This window comes from Lachnospira pectinoschiza (assembly GCF_900103815.1).
Taxonomy (GTDB): Bacteria; Bacillota; Clostridia; order Lachnospirales; family Lachnospiraceae; genus Lachnospira; species Lachnospira pectinoschiza_B.
In genome coordinates this window covers 61794-80722 of sequence record NZ_FNHZ01000001.1, presented here as the reverse complement: position 1 = coordinate 80722, position 18929 = coordinate 61794, and the positions used below count along the sequence as shown (strand labels likewise).

Sequence of the window (18929 nt, the reverse complement as noted above, 5' to 3'; positions counted from 1 at the left end):
ATATTAATTCGACTTCTTCTCTAACTCTGATATTCTCTTTTCTAGTGCCTCTATTCTCATCTCATACTCATCAATCTTATCTGGTAACATTGAAACAGCATTGAATGTATACTTATTGTATTCATTCTGTTCATCTACAATTGCTTCAATATGATAAGCAATTAATCTTCTAAGAACCTTCTTAACAATCTTAGAAAGTATATTACCATGTAATGCAGGACTTGCATTAACTGCTACATGTGGTCTAGCCATATCAAGGCTCTTTGAGAATTCGTCATAGTTATAGACATCCCCAAAAATATCATTATTAACCATTGGAATATCCTCAAACTTGATATCTGATTCCTTTAGTCCTTTTTGAGCTATCTCAGCTCTAATCTGATTCATAATCTCATCAACATTTACTGTACTCATATAACATCTCCTTACTTATTAGTTACTGGAATTGTAAGTTTCCAATCATGCGGCATTCTATATACTCCTGTATCGCCAATATTAGATACTACTTCAAACCTTAAGGCTTCCTTGAAGTAATCCACTGGATGACCATCTCCCCATTCAATAGTAACATCCACCCAATACTGTCCTGGAATAAGAGAAATATCACTTAACTTCACCTTATAATTTCCATTCTCCTCTATATCAAAGTTATCAAAACGATCGATTCTTGTATTAGTTCCGTATACCCATAGTCCATCATTTCTAAATACACCAAAACCGAATACTCCATCAACGACCTTCTTGTAAACTTCGTAATCTAAATCAAGCGTCATCTCGTCACCTGTTCTAAATGTTGTCTGTGGATTGCCATCTTTATCTAATATTCTTACATTAGTAAACTTAGCATCTCCAGAGCCGTAACGCTTACGCTTCTTCTCGTTTTCCTTTTCAATTCGTTCTTTTTCTTCTCTTTCGATACGTTCCTTCATTTCTTGTCTCTGAAGACGAACTCTCTCTTTTTCTTCCTGTTCAATTCGCTCTTCATTCATGTAATCAAGATATTCCATATGAACGTTCTTTGGAATTCCCTCTGCCGCAATCTTACCATTCTTAATCCAAATTGAGCGATCGCAGATCTGCTCAATCTGACCTAGAGAATGAGATACGATAACAATTGTAGTACCATTAGCCTTAATTTCACGAAGCTTATTAAAGCACTTAGCCTGGAAATTTGCATCACCAACAGCTAAGATTTCATCAATAAGTAAGATATCAGCATCTACATTAATAGCTACTGAGAAAGCTAATCTAGTATACATACCTGAAGAATAAGTTCTTACAGGGTTATCTATATATTCCTCTAATTCAGAAAAGGCAATAATATCCTCAAGTCTAGCATCAATTTCCTTCTTTGTTAAACCAAAGATAGCTGCATTAGTATAGATATTCTCTCTACCGCTCATATCAGGATGGAAACCTGCACCAAGCTCAATAAGAGATGAAACACGTCCGTTCATCTCAATTTCACCTGAATTAGGGTATATAATTCTTGTTAACATCTTAAGAGTTGTACTCTTACCACAACCGTTCTTACCAACTAAACCGATTGCTTCACCTCTTTTTACTGAGAAACTAATATCATCTAAGACCTTACGGTTCTCATACTTATTTCTCTTAGAGAATAAAACCTTATCCTTAAGTTCTGTTCCCTTATCATAATAAACTCTAAACATCTTGGTTATATGTCTAACCTCAATTGCATTTTCTCTATCTACCATAATTAACCTCTTCTTTTAAGCTTTTACTTCTCTTTCTATATATTAGAAGTTCTCCGCAAATCCCTTCTGAAGCTTCTTAAATAAAAATTCACCAATAATAATAAATATAATACCTACAACAAATGCCTCTACTAAGCTGCTAAGTCCTGGAACCTGCTTATAGTAAAGAATCTGTCTATAAATAGCAATGATAGGTGTTAATGGGTTTAAGTTAAAAATTGGTAAAGCCCAATCTGGAACCATATCACTACCATACATAACAGGAGTCATATACTGTAATGCCATTGTAAAGATACCCAAAATATACTGTAAATCTCTTAGATAAACTGTAAGAGATGCAACAATCAATGCAATTCCTAAACATAATACATATTGTACAATCATAACAACTGGTAAACATAATAGAGCTAAAAAATTAATGCCTCTACCACTAAAGATAAGTACTATAAAGATTACGATAAATGTAAGAAGCATATTGATAAAGCCACTTGTAACAGTAGCAATAGGTAATACCTCTCTTGGAAAGTATATCTTCTTAACCATATCTTTATCTCTTAAGATACTTGTTGATCCGTCCTGAACACTAGATGCGAAGAACATCCATGGAACAAGGGCTACGAATAAAAATAAATAATACTGTTCATAACTAGCTTTCATAATAACTGAGAAAACTAATGTGAATACACATAACTGTAATAATGGATTAAGGAATGTCCAAAAGAATCCCAATATAGAACCCTTATATCTTCCTCTTAAATCCTTTCTAACTAAACTAATAATCATTTGACGATAATCATATATCTCTACTAACTGTTTCACAACTTCCTCCTAAATTATAAAATTGCAAAATTCAATTTATTTTATCACAATATAGCTTTAATTACCATTGTTAATTGCCGACTAATATTACCACTAGTAAACCTATTAATCAACTATTCTAAAATAAAGCATACATAAATCCACCACTCTTACCAATATAACCGAGCACCAGTATACATGCAAAAACCATATAATACACTGCCCATCTAACAACTAAAGGTTTAGTTCCAAGAGCTTCTCTTATAACAATTCCTCTTTCCTTAAGGACACTCACCAAAAGCACCACAAGGCAACCAGCTACTAGTATAGCATAGTCATACATAGCCAAGCCAAAACTTGTAATGTAACCTGTTGATAACTGCTCTAAGCTGTAATTACTAAATAACCCCTTGAAAAATGTAACGCAATCACCCATTCCACCAGCACATATATCAAAGATCCAGCCGATATTTACTAAGATGAAAGTTCTAATTATAGAGACCACGCTCCAAAACTTACCCTTAGCATCAATATGACACACTTCTAAGCCCTTCTTAAAGTAAGGCTTAAGAGCTGCACTAACTGCAATAATCATACCATTATAAACACCATAGCAGATGTATCTCCACTCAGCGCCATGCCAAACCCCGACAATAAAGAAGATAAGTAGATTAGCAATACAAATTGGAATAACTGTTCCAAAGTGTTTACCAAAGTGCTTTCTTCCCCACTTTCCTAAGTTGTTCATCGCCTTAGTTAAAGAGAAGGGATAGAAAATGTAATCCTTCATCCAAGCACCAAGTGTTATATGCCATCTTCTCCAGAACTCACCAATAGACTTACTAAAGTAAGGCTGTCTAAAGTTCTCATCCATAGTTACACCAAAGATTTGTGCAGCACCTATAACAATGTCGATACCGCCTGAGAAATCCATGTATAACTGAATTGAATACATAAGTAATGTAATAACGTTAGTAAAGCCGCCATAAGCAGCTACATTGGCAGTAACTGTTGAAACCACAACTCCTGCTCTATCTGCAAGGACTAGCTTCTTAAATAAACCCCAGCCGATTCTTTGAATACCGAACTGGGTTCTTTTTAAGTCCCACTTATGCTCACTAAATAAGCCGCCTTCCACAAAGTGATCATATCTTCCAATAGGACCCTGCATAATCTGAGGGAAGAAAGATACGAATAGGAGCATCTTAAAGTAGTTTGTTTCTGCGCTACATTTTCCTTGGTAAACATCTATTACATAGCTAACTGCCTGAAATGTAAAGAAGGATAAACCAAGAGGTAGCACAAAGCTCGGGCTTTTAAAGCCTGTAGAAAACACTCTATTAAAGTTTGTAATAGCAAAATCAGAGTATTTAATAACGGCTAACAAACCAAATGCAAAAAGAAGGGCAACTGCCACAACCATCTTCTTCTTTCTGACAAATTTTTTCTTAATTATCTTTTTATCCTCTTTGGAAAGTTTTACCCCCCCCCTCAAAATTTTGAACAATTTTCCTATCTTGCTCTAATTTTGCAATAAAAAGACCTGCAAAATAAACAATTGTAGTTACATATACAAGAGCTAAGCTACATTTTATACTAAAGCTAAAGTAATAAATAAAGCTTAATACGAGTAGCCAAACCCACTGTAACTTCTTTGGAATTATATAATATATAATTGCTCCTACTATTAAAAATACAAAAAACGAAACATTTAAAAAAGACATATTACTGCGCCTCACCATATACTTTATTTAGGACTAAATCAACGCCCTCTTGCTTAATATCCTGTAGATTTTGGGCTAATAATTTAGAGAACTTTTCTGCTAATTCTCCGCACATATGGCCTTCCGCATCAACATAATCTTCCTGATTTCTATCTAACAAATCAAAAGATGCCATATTATAATCAATATAGGTTACTCCGTAGCTATTGAAAAAATCGGACATCTTCTCATGAATAAGACTAACATTTAACTCCTCATAAGAAGTTGGTGTAATAGGTGCTGTCTCACAGATTAATTCAATGCCATGTTCATCACAATATTTCTTAATCTTTTCAAAGTACTTACGCGGTGTAGCATCTATTTCGCTATCTGCACACAAGGCATTCTTATCACAATATCCATTATAAAAGCAATCTTCTTGATTTCTATAAAAGAAGCCCTTACCAATATAATATCCACCACAATCTTCAACTTCTAATTTATAGATGTTAGAAGTTAAATAGTCTTTTGAAAATTTCTGACTGACATTTCTTTTCATATCTGTCAAAGAATGGGTGTAAACATCTCTTTTTGAGATAGCATTTCTAAAATCTAATTCATTCATATTATCTAGTAGATACTTCCACTTTGTGCTACTAAGCCACGAATATTGGTTATAAATAAAAGCCTCTTCAAAGTAACCCTCGCTATTATCTCCAAGATAATATTGATAATCCACATCTAATATAACTGTCTTAATATCATTATTTCTTGTAGCTTCCATAAGCAGATAATAAGAGTCCTTAACCGTTTCGCCAGGAATAGATAGATTTAAACTATTAGTTCCTAGTGTCTCATCTATATATTCCGGATCAATGGCAGATCTACCATGACTAGCCCCTAGGATTATTAAATCATAGCCTTTGCTACTAGTAGTCACCTGACCATCTTCACTAACTTCATATCCCTTATTTAAAACCTTGAGAATATAGTTTACATAACCATCTCTTGCAAATACAAGGTCTGAAACTTTCACTAATACAATTAATCCTAAAATAAAAATTACACTTCTTATATAGGCCATAATCTTAGTCTTTTTATTAACATCCATAATATTCGCCTTATTCCTTGCTTATCTCGTCCAATCTTCCCTTAACCTTCTTAGCTACATTTTCATAAGCCAAATGAGTTCTTGCGTACTCATAAGCGCCCTTCTTAATTCTATCGTAGTAGTCCTTGTCATAGACCAACTTCTTCATGTAAGCTGCTGCCGTTGAAACATTGGCATCTGCCCACTTGTAGCCCTTCTTAAAAGGATCAAGGTCCCTATCCAATTCGATTAGCTTAGCATCTACCATACAAGCCACGCTAGGATTCATAAATTCAACGTTTCCTGACCAATTTGTGGCAATACAAGGAGTTCCAAGATACATTGCCTCTCCCATTACAAGGCCAAAGCCTTCAGCTCTATGAAGGGAAACATAAGCATCCACGCATTCTACAAGGGAATTCATCTCTTCCTTGCCGGAAGTACCCTTGATGATATATACATTTTCCTGCTCCTCAGGAGTAAGGATGGAAGCGAGAATATCTGCGTCTTTCTCGGATAACTCTGGCTCGCTAATCTTGATTACAAGGCCAACGCCGTTGTAACCTGACTTCTTTCCACCAAGAACAGTACCTTCCTTAATGGCCTCACGAATCTGAGAGTCGATAATGTTACCCACCCCGTCAGAAGATACATTTTCCAAAGACTCCTTTGAATTTAATAAAAATGCTTCTTTAAAGGCTTTGATAGCGGCTAACGGATTCTTACGTTCCATTACGCTACCGCTAGAAAAACTTACCATAAATAAGAACTTATCCTCTGGTAGGCCAAAATACTTTCTATCGCAGTTACTATCTGTCTTTAACTCTATACAATGAGGCACTGTCATAACCGGCTTGTCAGTATATTTTCTAAGGACATTTGAAACAAATTCTGAAGGTGTCCAAACTTCATCCACTAGGTTAAAGGCTGGCAACCATTCCTCTGGAAAATCTTCCACTTCCCAAGCCCAAAAGCCGATATTATAGTGTCTATCCCACATCTCTTTACCCATGTTCATATAGGCAAGGGTAAATTCTGAAGCGTTGACATCTATTAAATTAATTCCATAAGGCATCTGATCTTGGCTTACCTTACCGCCGTTCTTGCCGTCCTCATTAATTACTTCGCTGGCATATTCTGTATTAGTTCTTGAGCCCCCTGGTGGAACGAAGAAATCTCTAATGACATATGGTACATCCCCAGTCTTTAATAGCTTTGCTGCAATTCTTGCGCTCTGACCAAGGCCATTATCCCCTTTAATATTACCAACTAAATTAACGCCATAAGGAAAGCTCTTAGGCTCATAAGGCAAGAAGCCTTCTGCTGCCACATTGGCACTAGCTTTATTAACAACCGATGCCTTCATTCTGCTTAAAAGCTTCATTGGAACGACCTTAGTAATAACCGGTCGAAGGCCTTCTCCAAGTTTTAAAATTATACTTTCTAAGCTCATATCTCTCTCCTGCTGTTTATTATCAATTCATTACTTATTATTTCCTAGCATCTGTAATCTTAACCATACCTGTACAAATCTCAATAAACTCAGATACCACCAAGCCTAGCTTATCTGGCGAGTATCTAGCAAGAACCTTTTTATATTCTCTAGTATCAACTATCATATTGTAGTCACACATTGCCTCTGAAAGGTTCTCAATCTGGCCCTGTTCGCTAGTATGTATATCAAATCTATTAATGCAATCTCCCACGATTTCATCAAAAATACTAAGATTACTTACAATAATAGGCTTGTTAAACTTCATTAATTCAAGTACCGGCATACCAAAACCCTCGGCCTTAGATGGGAAGAGGTAGCAACTACATTTGCTATATAATTCCTCTTTCTTATCAGGCTTTACATAGTTAAGGTAAGTTATGCCATCCACCTTACTCATACACTCATTAAGAAGGTCGTTAATATCTGCTTCTTGCATCTTTCCTGCAAGAATAAGAGGCTTTTTACCGCCCTTTTCTCTGTATCTAACATAACTCTTAAGTAAGAGATCTACGCCCTTTCGCTTCTCCATATTACCAACATAAAGGAAATATCCTTCATCCTTTATAACTGGTTTCTTCTTTAGTGGATTAGAAATTATATAACCATTACAGCAGGCAATTTTTCTAGCCTCTGGGAAATTCTTCTCAGTAGTCTTTCTTGTCTGCTCTGAGTTATACAAAATCATGTCCGTAAATTTCAAAGTTTTCTTTAAATAATGCTTAAAGTAAAGGTTATAAACCCTTCCAAAGTATTCCACATAATCAATAGGGAACATGTCATGAATAGTAATCATTACCTTAAAGTTTCCCCTTGGACGAATTGGAATATTAGTATTAACTTCCCAGAAGATATCTGGCTTGACTTCATTTAATGTCTTTTTTATCCAATTAAAATATGCATAGACACCTGCGCTCTTATAGGTAGATTTACCCATCTTTAAGACTGGTATTCCCTGCTCTTCAAAATGCTTTATATTGTCGCTTTCTGCCACATCTGTTAATAATACCCACTCAAATTCTGGATATTTCATAAGTTCCAATAAAAAATCATTAAGATACATTCCAACCCCGCTAGGTCTCGACCCTAATGTTCTAGCATCTACTGCTATCTTCATAAAAAATCCTCCCGGATAAAGCTATATCTTAAGCTTCCTTTTTCTTAAATACGAACAACTTACTAATAATGTAATTTAAAACGATAATAATAATCTGTGCTACTAGCTTTACAATCATTGAATTAAAGTGAAGCATAGTATCAAAAACTAAAATTATAACTTCCTCAACTCCAAGAGTTGCCAATCTTCCTGTATAAAACTTAAAAATCTCTCCTAAGACTTCCTTAGAATTCTTAGTTTCCGAATCAAATACCCATATTTTATTAGTGATATATGCAAATGTAACTGCAAACACCCATGAAATAATATTCGCTATTAAAACATTAATTCCGCAAATCTTATAAGCAACATAATAACTTGCAATACTTACAACTGTTGTAAGTCCGCCAAATAATAAATAAAGTAAAACTTCCTTATTCTTAAAGTAAAATGGGCCAAGTGGTCCCCAAATCTTAGCTGACATTATTCTATCAAAAATGTCCTTATCTTTCTTTGCCATAATTCACTTAAGTTAAGCCATGCTTAACCCCTTTCTATACATATAAACAAATAAATTCGCCTACAAAATAGCAGACGAATTTATTTTACCATTTATAGAATATAAGTCAATTATTCGGGTACTATAGCCATAGCCAAGGCTACTTGCTTGCTTTGCTAAATTTAATACAATTTTGTAATAATATTAATACTGTAGTATACTAAAAAAAATAGCTAAAATTAAAATTTTTATATAATTTATGAAACTTTTCGAGGATACAATTATGGAAGATAAAAATTACTATACATCAGGACAATTCGCCAAAATGGCCAATGTTTCAACTAGAACAATTCGTTTCTACGATCAGAAAGGATTATTAAAACCAAGTCGTATTGAAAATGGATCGAGGCTTTACACAGATGCCGATTTTGCAAGATTACAGCAAATTATACTTTTAAAATACCTTGGTTTCTCTCTAGAGGAAATTAAAAATATGACTATCGGAGATAGCGACTATCACATTCTTCTTAATTCCCTAGAATTACAAAGTCGACTAATTGAAGATAAACTTGCCCAAATGCAACTTGTAGCCGGGGCCATTAAGGAAACATCTGCTGCCATACGTTCTAGGGGCGAAGTCAACTGGGATCATATGCTAAATCTAATTCACCTAACCAATATGGAATCAAGTTTGAAATCTCAATATATTAATGCTAGTAACATTTCTGCAAGAATTAAGTTACACAATCTGTATTCGAATAATAAAGAAGGTTGGTTTCCATGGATATACAAGCAATGTCATATAAAGTCAGATATGAAGGTACTTGAACTTGGTTGTGGAAATGGATCTCTTTGGACAAGCAACACCACAAAGATACCAGCCGGTGCCGATATTACAATTTCAGACCTTTCAAATGGTATGCTTCGTGACGCTAAAAGAAATATGAAAACCCTTTCTGCTTCAATGCATTTTAAAAAAATCGACGCTACAAATATTCCTTATGAGGATAACAGCTTTGATCTTGTTATAGCCAACCACATGCTCTTCTACTTAGATTTAAAGGCTAAGAAAAAAAATGCCCTCGCAGAAATATATCGTATTCTCAAACCTGGCGGAAAGCTAGTTTGTAGCACTTATGGTTCTAATCATATGAAAGAGATTTCTGATTTAGTAACTAGCTTTGACAATAGAATAAGACTAAGCTCTGACAAGCTTTATGAAAATTTCGGGCTTGATAACGGAAAAGAGATTTTGTCTCATTTTTTCAAAAAAAATAAAATTGAAAAGAAACTATACGATGATTATCTTCTTGTTGACAGCGTGGAACCACTTATTGAATATATCTTGTCTTGTCATGGAAATCAAAATGAATATCTCCTTGATAAGTATTCTGATTTCAAGGCCTTTGTCACAAGTAAAATGGGAACAGGCTTTAAAATCACCAAGGAATCTGGAATTTTTATATGCACAAAGTAGGCAGTCTTATTGGAATTTTAAGTCCTGTCACTTTCTATACTAAATATAATACAGAAAAAGACTTGACGGTTACGTTACGTCACCCTTTATAATATAATTGATTCTTAATAAATGTTATGTAAGTATTGATAAAGTTCTTTATTTACAACAAGTTATGTTAATTGCTAAGGCAATTACAATATGGAGGAATTATGAAAGGTATTATTTTAGCAGGTGGTTCAGGCACCCGTCTTTACCCACTAACAATGGTAACTTCAAAGCAGTTACTACCAATTTATGATAAACCAATGATCTATTATCCAATGTCAGTTCTTATGAACGCTGGTATTAGAGACATTCTTATTATTTCTACACCACAGGACACTCCTAGATTTCAAGCACTTCTTGGAGATGGTCATCAGTTTGGTGTTAAACTTTCTTACGCTGTTCAGGAAAGCCCTGACGGACTTGCTCAGGCTTTCATTATCGGTGAAGAATTCATTGGTAATGATACTGTTGCAATGGTGTTAGGAGATAACATTTTCTCAGGACATGGATTAAATCAAAGATTAAACACTGCTGTAAAAAATGCAGAAGAAGGCAGAGGTGCAACTATCTTTGGTTACTATGTTGATGATCCTGAACGTTTCGGTATTGTAGAATTCAACAAAGAAGGCAAGGCTATTTCTATTGAAGAGAAACCAGCTAAGCCAAAATCAAACTACTGTGTAACAGGTTTATATTTCTATGACAACAAGGTTGTAGAGTATGCTAAGAACCTTAAGCCATCAGCAAGAGGCGAACTTGAGATTACAGACTTAAATAGAATTTATCTTGAACAAGAAAATCTTAACGTTGAATTATTGGGTCAGGGCTTTACCTGGCTTGATACAGGAACTCACGAATCCCTTGTAGATGCAACAAATTTTGTAAAAACCATCGAGACTCACCAGCACCGTAAGATTGCTTGTCTTGAAGAGATTGCTTACTTAAATGGTTGGATTTCAAAAGATGATGTACTCGCTGTTTATGAATCATTAAAGAAGAATCAATACGGCCAATATCTTAAGGATGTATTAGATGGAAAATATATCGACCAATTAAATTAAGGAGAACAAACTCATGACAATTATCGTTACAGGTGGTGCCGGTTTTATCGGTTCTAATTTCGTTTTTCATATGTTAAATAAGTACCCAGATTACAGAATCGTTTGTTTAGATTGCTTAACATACGCTGGTAACTTATCTACACTTGCTCCAGTTATGGACAACCCAAATTTCAGATTCGTAAAGGAATCAATCACAGATAGAGAAGCTGTTTATAAGCTCTTTGAAGAAGAACATCCAGATATGGTTGTTAACTTCGCTGCTGAATCTCACGTAGACCGTTCTATCGAGAATCCAGAAGTCTTCCTTGATACTAACATCAAGGGTACTGCAGTACTTATGGATGCTTGTAGAAAGTACGGTATCAAGAGATATCATCAGGTTTCTACTGATGAAGTTTATGGTGATCTTCCACTTGATAGACCTGACCTTTTCTTCACAGAGGAAACTCCAATTCATACATCAAGCCCATATTCATCATCTAAGGCTGGTGCAGATTTACTTGTACTTGCTTACCACAGAACTTATGGACTTCCTGTATCTATTTCAAGATGTTCTAACAACTACGGACCATACCACTTCCCAGAGAAGCTTATCCCTCTTATGATTGCTAATGCATTAAATGATAAGCCACTTCCAGTTTATGGTGAAGGTCTTAACGTTCGTGACTGGTTATATGTTGAAGATCACTGCCGCGCTATCGATCTTATTATTCATGAAGGTCGCGTTGGTGAAGTTTACAACGTTGGTGGCCACAACGAAATGAAGAACATCGATATCGTTAAGATTATTTGTAAGGAACTTGGCAAGCCAGAAAGCCTTATTACACATGTTACAGATAGAAAGGGACATGATATGCGTTACGCTATCGACCCTACTAAGATTCACAATGAACTTGGTTGGTTACCAGAAACTAAGTTTGAAGATGGTATCAAGAAGACAATTAAGTGGTACTTAGAGAACAAGGAATGGTGGGAGACTATCATTTCTGGTGAATATCAGAATTACTATGAGAAAATGTATGCTAACAGATAATTTATCGCGTTGGTGATACATTTTCATAAAAAATATAGCCTGGCTCTAGCAATAGGGTCCGGGCTTTACCATTATAAATGCTGAAAGGATGCTAATTAATGAAGATTTTTGTTACAGGTGTTGGCGGTCAGTTAGGCCACGACGTTATGAACGAATTAGCTAAGAGAGGCTATGAGGGTATTGGTAGTGATATCGCTCCTGAATACTCTGGCATTGCAGATGGTTCTTATGTGACTACTGCTAGCTACTGCCCTCTTGATATAACAGATGCAGAGGCTGTATCTAAGACTCTTAATGAAGTTAAACCTGATGTTATTATTCACTGCGCTGCTTGGACAGCTGTTGACCTTGCAGAGGATGAGGATAAGAAGGCTAAGGTTAAGGCTATTAACGTAGATGGCACTAAGAATATTGCTAACTGCGCTAAGGCTCTTGATGCTAAGATGGTTTATATCAGTACTGACTATGTATTTAATGGTCAGGGTGAAACTCCTTGGGAGGCTGATTGCAAGGATTATGCTCCAGTTAATGTTTACGGTGAAACTAAGCTTGGTGGTGAACTTGCAGTTTCTGAAACTCTTGATAAGTACTTTATTGTACGTATCGCTTGGGTTTTCGGTCTTAACGGTAAGAACTTTATTAAGACTATGGTAAATGTTGGTAAAAACCACGACTCTGTTCGCGTTGTTGCAGATCAGATTGGTACTCCAACTTACACACTTGATTTATCTAGACTCCTTGTTGATATGGTTGAAACTGACAAATACGGTTACTACCATGCAACTAACGAAGGCGGATATATTTCATGGTATGACTTCACATGTGAAATCTACAAGCAGGCTAAGGAACTTGGCATTGAGGGCTATGTAGATAGAACTGTTGAAGTTAATCCAGTTACAACTGCAGAATATGGTTTAAGTAAGGCTGCTCGTCCTTTCAACTCTAGACTTGATAAGTCTAAGCTTGTTAAGGCTGGCTTTACTCCACTTCCTACATGGCAGGATGCAGTTCATAGATATTTAACTGAGATTAAGGATCAGTTATAAGATTTCAAAAATAAATTTAAGAAAGAGGTAAGACAATGGGACAGATTAAGGTAGAGAAAAACGTTGGTGGCATTGAAGGTCTTCACGTAATCACACCAGCAGTTCATGGTGACAACCGTGGTTATTTCATGGAAACATACAATCAGAACGATATGCACGAAGAAGGTCTTGATATGGTTTTCGTTCAGGACAATCAGTCATGCTCTTCAAAGGGTGTTCTTCGTGGTCTTCACTTCCAGAAGGAATTCCCACAGGGAAAGCTTGTTAGAGTAATTAAGGGTAGCGTATTTGACGTTGCTGTTGATCTTCGTAAGGATAGCAAGACATACGGTAAGTGGTATGGTGTTGAACTTACAGAGGAAAACAAGAAGCAGTTCTACATTTCAGAAGGATTTGCTCATGGTTTCCTTGTACTTTCAGATGTAGCAGAATTCTGCTACAAGGTAACTGACTTCTATCATCCAGGTGATGAAGGCGGTCTTGCTTGGAACGATCCAGCAATTGGTATTAAGTGGCCAGAACTTGTTGGCGAATACAAGGGTAACTGCGAAGCAACAGGCTACACTCTTACAGATGGTACTCCACTTAACTTATCTGATAAGGATCAGAAGTGGGATACATTAGAGAATACATTTAAGTTCTAATTAAGATTACATACAAGAACCCCATCCAATTATGTCTAGCATAATTGGATGGGGTTCTTATATTAATATGCACACGATAAAATATTATATTAGAAGCTTGCTTCCTCTATTTTTACAATTTAACTAAATATTAAAATTACTAAATATTCTCTTTCTTTCTATTTTAGAGACAACTATATTCTGAAGTTGCTCATAACTTCCATCAATCAAAGATTGCTCATCAATAAATATATCATCGATAACAATATACTCATGTGCCATAACACATTTTTTTATGTCATCATATTGTTTTTCAACACACTTATTGAAAAAATTAGCAGTCAATTTATTATCCGAAAAAGTAATAACACAATATGATTGATTCATAGTCTTTAGACTTATTCCATAACGTAACAACATCAAATGCTTCGTCAACCCTATAAATTTAAATCTTTTTCCACATTTCAATAATTTTTGTGTTATAAATATAGCCAAAAATGTGAATACTACTAATAATAATAGTTTTCCAAGTATAATTTTCATATTTTGTGATTCGCCTAAAATTGCATCTTCCAATTTTAATATTGCTATAAAAAAAGTTAACATGTATGCAACTAAATATAAGGCAATAATTACTAATAAAAACCTCTTTATCATCGCACTTTCGCGATTGATAATATTAAATCTTCTTTTCCAATATTCATTATCTGTTTTAAATTTAAATTCCACTTTATTTCACCTCAATTAATAATGCAGTTAATGCAGCAACTGCTGGAGTTCCAGCAAATACAATTATTAGCACTACTATTAGCAGAATTAAATAATTTGCTAAATGATATTTTTTCACCACTTTACCAGCCTCATTTACAGCTTTTTCTACAGTGTTAAATACATTACTAATACACATAACTGTACTAGCCACAAACATCTTAATTGTTTCCTCCGTTTGCTCTTGCGTTGCGATTATTTCCTCAATTTTCCTATATTTTTGCACTTCTGCTTCGCTTAGCCTATCATCAAATTCAAACTCAAGACCTAATTCAACATATTCCTCAAGTCCTTCTTCAATAGACATATTCTTATGAAATAGAATAAACCATTTAAACGTACCATCATCTAACAATGATACTCCCATTTCAATATACCCATTATTTACCATAAACTGTACTTTTGACTGAAAATCAAGAATCCCAGACGCATCTACCATCATTGAATTATCTTCAGATACATTTTTAAATCCTTTAGTCGCAGTAATATATGCTTTATCTTCAATCTTACCATCCACGATATCGAACTTAGCTCTTGTAAAGCCATCACCAATTGATATACTTTCTCCCTGTGTAGCCTTATATTTAACAGTCACACCAGGTAAACTAACCTCTGTTTCAGCATTGAACTTAACAATATCTACATCAATACCTAGTAACTTCAATGTATCTACACAAAATCCATTAGCTACATCTCTGCTGCTTGGTTTAATCTGCTGTTCTGGTCTATCAATTATGTGATTAAAGCCATTATATTTTCCTGAAGTTGCTACACAATCAAGAGCAAATGCTCCATCAGCCGAACCTTGCGTATACTCACGTATCTGATCAAACACCCAATTATCAGGTAAGATAAAACCTTTATTGCCACTATATCCTGTGGACATATCACTTACAAAACTATACTTGGCATAACCATAGTTGCCAATACGAGTGCATATGTTACGTGGGCCATAACATCCAATTGTATATTTATGACCATTGTCCCTTATGTACTTAGCAATTCCCTGAAAATGCGGAATTATCATATCTGTTGTCTGATCATCATTAAAGTCATAATCAACTGCAAAAAATATAGGTTCCCCATAAGGAATACCTAAGTCTTCGGCAGCCTCTACAGCTTTCTTAGCATCAGAATAACCCTGATCATAATTGTAATAATGTACCGTTGTTTCTTCATCAGGATGACAATTGTAGTACTCCTTTTCATCCTGATAAATAGCAAATACCGATAGTCCTTGATTGAATAAAATAGACAATTCTTCTCTTGTTAGATTCTTAGGGCCATTAGCTGTACAACCTGTGAGATATCTACCAATTATTCTAAAATCATTGGCATAAATTCTCTTTGCCTTAGTTTCCGTAATCTGTGTTGATGCATCACAAGCAAGCACATCTCTTTTAGGATATCCTGTACTTACAAAAAGTGACATCCAAACCTTGATATCTACCACACCATCTATATTTAACATGCCCGTAAATTTCTGAAACTCTTTTACTGCATTTTCCATTCTCTCATCAAAAGTTTCAGTAAAATTATTACCATCACTGCAATCAAAGGAATTTTCTTTGAATTTTCTTACACCATTAATGTATAAGCCAAACTTAGCAAGTTTTACAAGCTTCCCTTTACCTGTTCCTACTGTAAGGGTATTCTGCTTTGCTAGTTCCTGTGTTGCTGGGCCAAAATTTCCGTTAGCCGTGTAAGCATCCATACCTGCCGATATCTGGAAGGCATATATTAATGCTTTATTCGTGTTGGCGTTGTACTTACCATCACATGGTATTATATCAAAATAACCACCATAATATCTATTAAGATACTGTTGAATAAGTCTAATTTTACTATCTCCACCTGGCACCAATACTAGTGCATCAGAACATAATATCTCTTTAAATACCTTAGCTGACAATCTTTCAGTTATATAATCTTCACTAAATCCAGCATCAAGCTGCACCTTTGTAACAGCCTCCATGGTACCATCGCCAAAAAATCCTGTGACAGCACTAGGATTATAACCCTTACAAAAAAGACCATATTGTAAAATTTTTACAAAATTGTTGTCACTATCTCTATCTCCCTTTTTTATGGCTTTACTATTGTAATTTTTAGCTGTTTCTTCCCCGAAGTAACCTGTTATGTTACTCATATGTAATTCAATCTGCAGAGCACGAACCAAGGCATTCATAACTGCATTACCAGTACGTCCATTTTCCTCTACTTTAACAAATCCTTCTCTACTACCATAAGTTTTGTTTAACCACACTTGTGCTTCTTTTACTTTTTCGTCCATATTCAAGTCTCCTTTTTTAGCTAGTTTTCATTTGTAAAATCCTGATTTCAAATGTCTAATATGGTTATAACTCTTTTGTTAATAATATGCAAGGAAAATAGTTGGTTATATAATTTATTTTATAATTTTTATAAAAAATTAACACTTTTCTTATCACACTAACAAAAATCCTCCAAATTCTGCCACCTGACCTTATGTCATACAGAATTTGGAGGGATTATTTTATTTTAAAATTCTTTTGGATGATATGTTGGAACCACTTCCTTAATCAAACTTCTAATGTCGTCAGTCTCTGAATAAGATGCCTCTTTTAATCTTTCTAGATCTTTGAAAAGTTGCTCTCTATCAAACTCAATTGGCTTGCCAATATGAATTAACTTATTATTAGTATCCTGCATACCTTCTTCCTTCATAAGAAGTTCTTCGTAAAGCTTCTCACCAGGACGGAGACCTGTATACTTAATTTCCATGTTAACTCCAAGTGTATAACCAGAAAGTCTAATAAGATTCTTTGCCAAATCATCAATCTTTACCGGTTCACCCATATCAAGTACAAATATTTCTCCACCTCTTGCGTAAGCTCCCGCCTGTAAAACAAGAGAAACCGCTTCAGGTATTGTCATGAAATATCTAATAATATCAGGATGAGTTACTGTTACTGGACCGCCATTTTCAATCTGTCTTTTAAATAAAGGAATAACCGAACCATTACTTCCAAGGACATTACCAAAACGAACTGCAACAAATTCAGTCTTAGAAATTTCATTATATGCTTGAACAATCATTTCACAGATTCGCTTAGTTGCACCCATTACATTAGTTGGATTAACCGCCTTATCTGTACTAATCATTACAAATCTCTTAACCCCATACTTATCAGCCATCTGTGCTAACTTCCATGTACCAACAACGTTATTCTTAACAGCCTCATTAGGACTATCTTCCATAAGTGGTACATGCTTATGAGCTGCTGCATGATATATAATCTCAGGTCTGTATTTACTAAAGACTTCTTCAAGTCTACTTGTGTTTCTAACAGAACCTATTAAAACTTCCACATCAGCATCTGGATAATTCTGCTTTAATTCCTGTTGAATATCATATGCATTATTTTCATAAATATCAAAAATAATAAGCTTCTTAGGATCATGGCTTACAAGCTGTCTACAAAGTTCAGAACCAATGGAACCACCTCCACCAGTTACCATAATAACTTTATCACTTACATAACCCATAATAGATTCAATATCAACATTAATCGGATCTCGACCAAGTAAATCTAACACGTCAACATTTCTAATGGAATTAACATTAAAGTCACCATCCACCATCTGATAAACACCAGGTAATGTCTTTAATGAACAGTTTGTATTCTTACATATATTAAGAATCTGTTTCTTTTCTTCAGCTGTAGCACTTGGTATGGCAAAAATAATTTCATCAACGCCGTAGAGTCTTGCACTGTCAATAATCTTCTCTCTACCACCAACTACCTTAATTCCTCTAATATATCTACCAATCTTAGCCTTATCATCATCTATAATACAGACAACTTCTGAATTAGCAAGATATCTAGAGTTCTGGATTTCACGAATAATTACATTGGCTGACTCACCAGCACCAATAATCATAATTCTTGTATATTCACCAATCTGACGTTTTCTATTTAATACCGTTCTTATCATACGATACATAAAACGGCTAGCAGATTCAGCAACAATCAAAAACACCAAAGTATTAAGATAAACACTTCTTGGAAGCATTGTATCAGTAAATAATGTAAATGCAATGTGAACCGCTTCAACTACAATACATGCCTCAACAATTTTATAAACTTCAGCTATACTAGCATATTGCCATAATGAGTGATATAACTTAAACACCCAAAAAATCACTAAAGATATAATTGTATATGGCACAATATTAACTAAAAATGCATGCACATACTGTGGTTCAATCTTAGATATGCTAACATCAAAACGCATAGTTAATGCAAATCCAACTGATGCATTAAGAATTATCGCATCAACTATTATAAGGAAGAATCTTCTTACTAGAAGTTGCATCCTATCTTTTTTTCTCTCATCCATATCTTACCTCTTTTTTTAGTGCCTTGGCACATCAATTAATGTATATAAATACTAACCTTTCCCTTTTTATCAACCTATTATGTATACTCCCTTTAGGCAAACTTGTCAATTCGAG

At 34.8% G+C, this 18929-nt stretch carries 17 protein-coding genes; 5 read left to right on the top strand and 12 right to left on the bottom strand.

Annotation, left to right across the window (positions count from 1 at the left end; genetic code table 11):
• Positions 1-3: 3 nt before the first annotated feature.
• From BLQ66_RS00300 to BLQ66_RS00265, 9 genes are all read right to left on the bottom strand, one after another.
• Complete coding sequence (locus BLQ66_RS00300) at positions 4-414, bottom strand: hypothetical protein (protein WP_074520397.1); 411 nt, start codon at positions 412-414, stop codon at positions 4-6.
• 11 nt (positions 415-425) lie between these two features.
• Positions 426-1718, bottom strand: a complete 1293-nt coding sequence (locus BLQ66_RS00295; protein ID WP_074520396.1) for an ABC transporter ATP-binding protein — start codon at positions 1716-1718, stop codon at positions 426-428.
• A gap of 42 nt (positions 1719-1760) precedes the next feature.
• A complete protein-coding gene (locus tag BLQ66_RS00290; protein WP_074520395.1) occupies positions 1761-2537 on the bottom strand; it encodes an ABC transporter permease in 777 nt (258 codons plus the stop codon).
• Positions 2538-2655: 118 nt separating this feature from the next.
• Entirely contained in the window at positions 2656-3933 is a 1278-nt protein-coding gene (locus tag BLQ66_RS00285) for an MBOAT family O-acyltransferase (protein ID WP_242869295.1), read from the bottom strand.
• Between the two features lie 43 nt (positions 3934-3976).
• On the bottom strand, positions 3977-4240 hold the full coding sequence (locus BLQ66_RS12100; protein WP_242869294.1) for a hypothetical protein: 264 nt from the start codon (positions 4238-4240) through the stop codon (positions 3977-3979).
• 1 nt (position 4241) lies between these two features.
• Positions 4242-5330, bottom strand: coding sequence for a DAHP synthetase I family protein (locus BLQ66_RS00280; protein WP_074520394.1), 1089 nt, complete (start codon positions 5328-5330; stop codon positions 4242-4244).
• A gap of 10 nt (positions 5331-5340) precedes the next feature.
• A complete protein-coding gene (locus BLQ66_RS00275) occupies positions 5341-6762 on the bottom strand; it encodes a glycosyltransferase family 4 protein (protein WP_074520393.1) in 1422 nt (473 codons plus the stop codon).
• Between the two features lie 37 nt (positions 6763-6799).
• On the bottom strand, positions 6800-7918 hold the full coding sequence (locus BLQ66_RS00270; protein WP_074520392.1) for a glycosyltransferase family 4 protein: 1119 nt from the start codon (positions 7916-7918) through the stop codon (positions 6800-6802).
• A 28-nt stretch (positions 7919-7946) separates the two neighbouring features.
• Positions 7947-8417 (bottom strand): GtrA family protein, encoded by a 471-nt coding sequence (locus tag BLQ66_RS00265; protein WP_074520391.1) that lies wholly within the window; start codon positions 8415-8417, stop codon positions 7947-7949.
• A 238-nt stretch (positions 8418-8655) separates the two neighbouring features.
• Here BLQ66_RS00265 and BLQ66_RS00260 point away from each other — a divergent pair, with 238 nt between their 5' ends.
• The 5 genes from BLQ66_RS00260 (at position 8656) to rfbC (ending at position 13684) form a co-directional block, all read left to right on the top strand.
• Positions 8656-9873 carry a MerR family transcriptional regulator gene (locus BLQ66_RS00260; protein WP_330389726.1) on the top strand — a complete coding sequence of 406 codons (1218 nt, stop codon included), beginning with the start codon at positions 8656-8658 and terminating at the stop codon, positions 9871-9873.
• Positions 9874-10064: 191 nt separating this feature from the next.
• A complete protein-coding gene (gene rfbA, locus BLQ66_RS00255) occupies positions 10065-10961 on the top strand; it encodes a glucose-1-phosphate thymidylyltransferase RfbA (RefSeq protein ID WP_074520389.1) in 897 nt (298 codons plus the stop codon).
• Positions 10962-10974: 13 nt separating this feature from the next.
• Positions 10975-11994 (top strand): dTDP-glucose 4,6-dehydratase, encoded by a 1020-nt coding sequence (gene rfbB / locus BLQ66_RS00250; RefSeq protein ID WP_074520388.1) that lies wholly within the window; start codon positions 10975-10977, stop codon positions 11992-11994.
• A gap of 98 nt (positions 11995-12092) precedes the next feature.
• Entirely contained in the window at positions 12093-13040 is a 948-nt protein-coding gene (rfbD, locus tag BLQ66_RS00245; protein ID WP_074520387.1) for a dTDP-4-dehydrorhamnose reductase, read from the top strand.
• 35 nt (positions 13041-13075) lie between these two features.
• Positions 13076-13684, top strand: a complete 609-nt coding sequence (gene rfbC / locus BLQ66_RS00240) for a dTDP-4-dehydrorhamnose 3,5-epimerase (RefSeq protein WP_074520386.1) — start codon at positions 13076-13078, stop codon at positions 13682-13684.
• A 123-nt stretch (positions 13685-13807) separates the two neighbouring features.
• Here rfbC and BLQ66_RS00235 read toward each other — a convergent pair whose 3' ends face one another.
• The 3 genes from BLQ66_RS00235 to BLQ66_RS00225 form a co-directional block, all read right to left on the bottom strand.
• Positions 13808-14392, bottom strand: a complete 585-nt coding sequence (locus BLQ66_RS00235) for a hypothetical protein (protein WP_027431479.1) — start codon at positions 14390-14392, stop codon at positions 13808-13810.
• 1 nt (position 14393) lies between these two features.
• Positions 14394-16724, bottom strand: coding sequence for a glycoside hydrolase domain-containing protein (locus tag BLQ66_RS00230; protein WP_074520385.1), 2331 nt, complete (start codon positions 16722-16724; stop codon positions 14394-14396).
• A gap of 227 nt (positions 16725-16951) precedes the next feature.
• Positions 16952-18814: a polysaccharide biosynthesis protein gene (locus tag BLQ66_RS00225; RefSeq protein ID WP_074520384.1), complete on the bottom strand. Its 1863-nt coding sequence runs from the start codon at positions 18812-18814 to the stop codon at positions 16952-16954.
• Between the last annotated feature and the right edge of the window lie 115 nt (positions 18815-18929).

What these genes read in the sequence shown, in the direction of transcription:
- BLQ66_RS00300 (WP_074520397.1), bottom strand. Translation starts at nt 414, where the DNA reads ATGAGTACAGTAAATGTTGATGAGATTATGAATCAGATTAGAGCTGAG.
- BLQ66_RS00295 (WP_074520396.1), bottom strand. Translation starts at nt 1,718, where the DNA reads ATGGTAGATAGAGAAAATGCAATTGAGGTTAGACATATAACCAAGATG.
- BLQ66_RS12100 (WP_242869294.1), bottom strand. Translation starts at nt 4,240, where the DNA reads ATGTCTTTTTTAAATGTTTCGTTTTTTGTATTTTTAATAGTAGGAGCA.
- BLQ66_RS00280 (WP_074520394.1), bottom strand. Translation starts at nt 5,330, where the DNA reads ATGGATGTTAATAAAAAGACTAAGATTATGGCCTATATAAGAAGTGTA.
- BLQ66_RS00275 (WP_074520393.1), bottom strand. Translation starts at nt 6,762, where the DNA reads ATGAGCTTAGAAAGTATAATTTTAAAACTTGGAGAAGGCCTTCGACCG.
- BLQ66_RS00270 (WP_074520392.1), bottom strand. Translation starts at nt 7,918, where the DNA reads ATGAAGATAGCAGTAGATGCTAGAACATTAGGGTCGAGACCTAGCGGG.
- BLQ66_RS00265 (WP_074520391.1), bottom strand. Translation starts at nt 8,417, where the DNA reads ATGGCAAAGAAAGATAAGGACATTTTTGATAGAATAATGTCAGCTAAG.
- BLQ66_RS00260 (WP_330389726.1), top strand. Translation starts at nt 8,656, where the DNA reads ATGAAACTTTTCGAGGATACAATTATGGAAGATAAAAATTACTATACA.
- rfbA (WP_074520389.1), top strand. Translation starts at nt 10,065, where the DNA reads ATGAAAGGTATTATTTTAGCAGGTGGTTCAGGCACCCGTCTTTACCCA.
- rfbB (WP_074520388.1), top strand. Translation starts at nt 10,975, where the DNA reads ATGACAATTATCGTTACAGGTGGTGCCGGTTTTATCGGTTCTAATTTC.
- rfbD (WP_074520387.1), top strand. Translation starts at nt 12,093, where the DNA reads ATGAAGATTTTTGTTACAGGTGTTGGCGGTCAGTTAGGCCACGACGTT.
- rfbC (WP_074520386.1), top strand. Translation starts at nt 13,076, where the DNA reads ATGGGACAGATTAAGGTAGAGAAAAACGTTGGTGGCATTGAAGGTCTT.
- BLQ66_RS00230 (WP_074520385.1), bottom strand. Translation starts at nt 16,724, where the DNA reads ATGGACGAAAAAGTAAAAGAAGCACAAGTGTGGTTAAACAAAACTTAT.
- BLQ66_RS00225 (WP_074520384.1), bottom strand. Translation starts at nt 18,814, where the DNA reads ATGGATGAGAGAAAAAAAGATAGGATGCAACTTCTAGTAAGAAGATTC.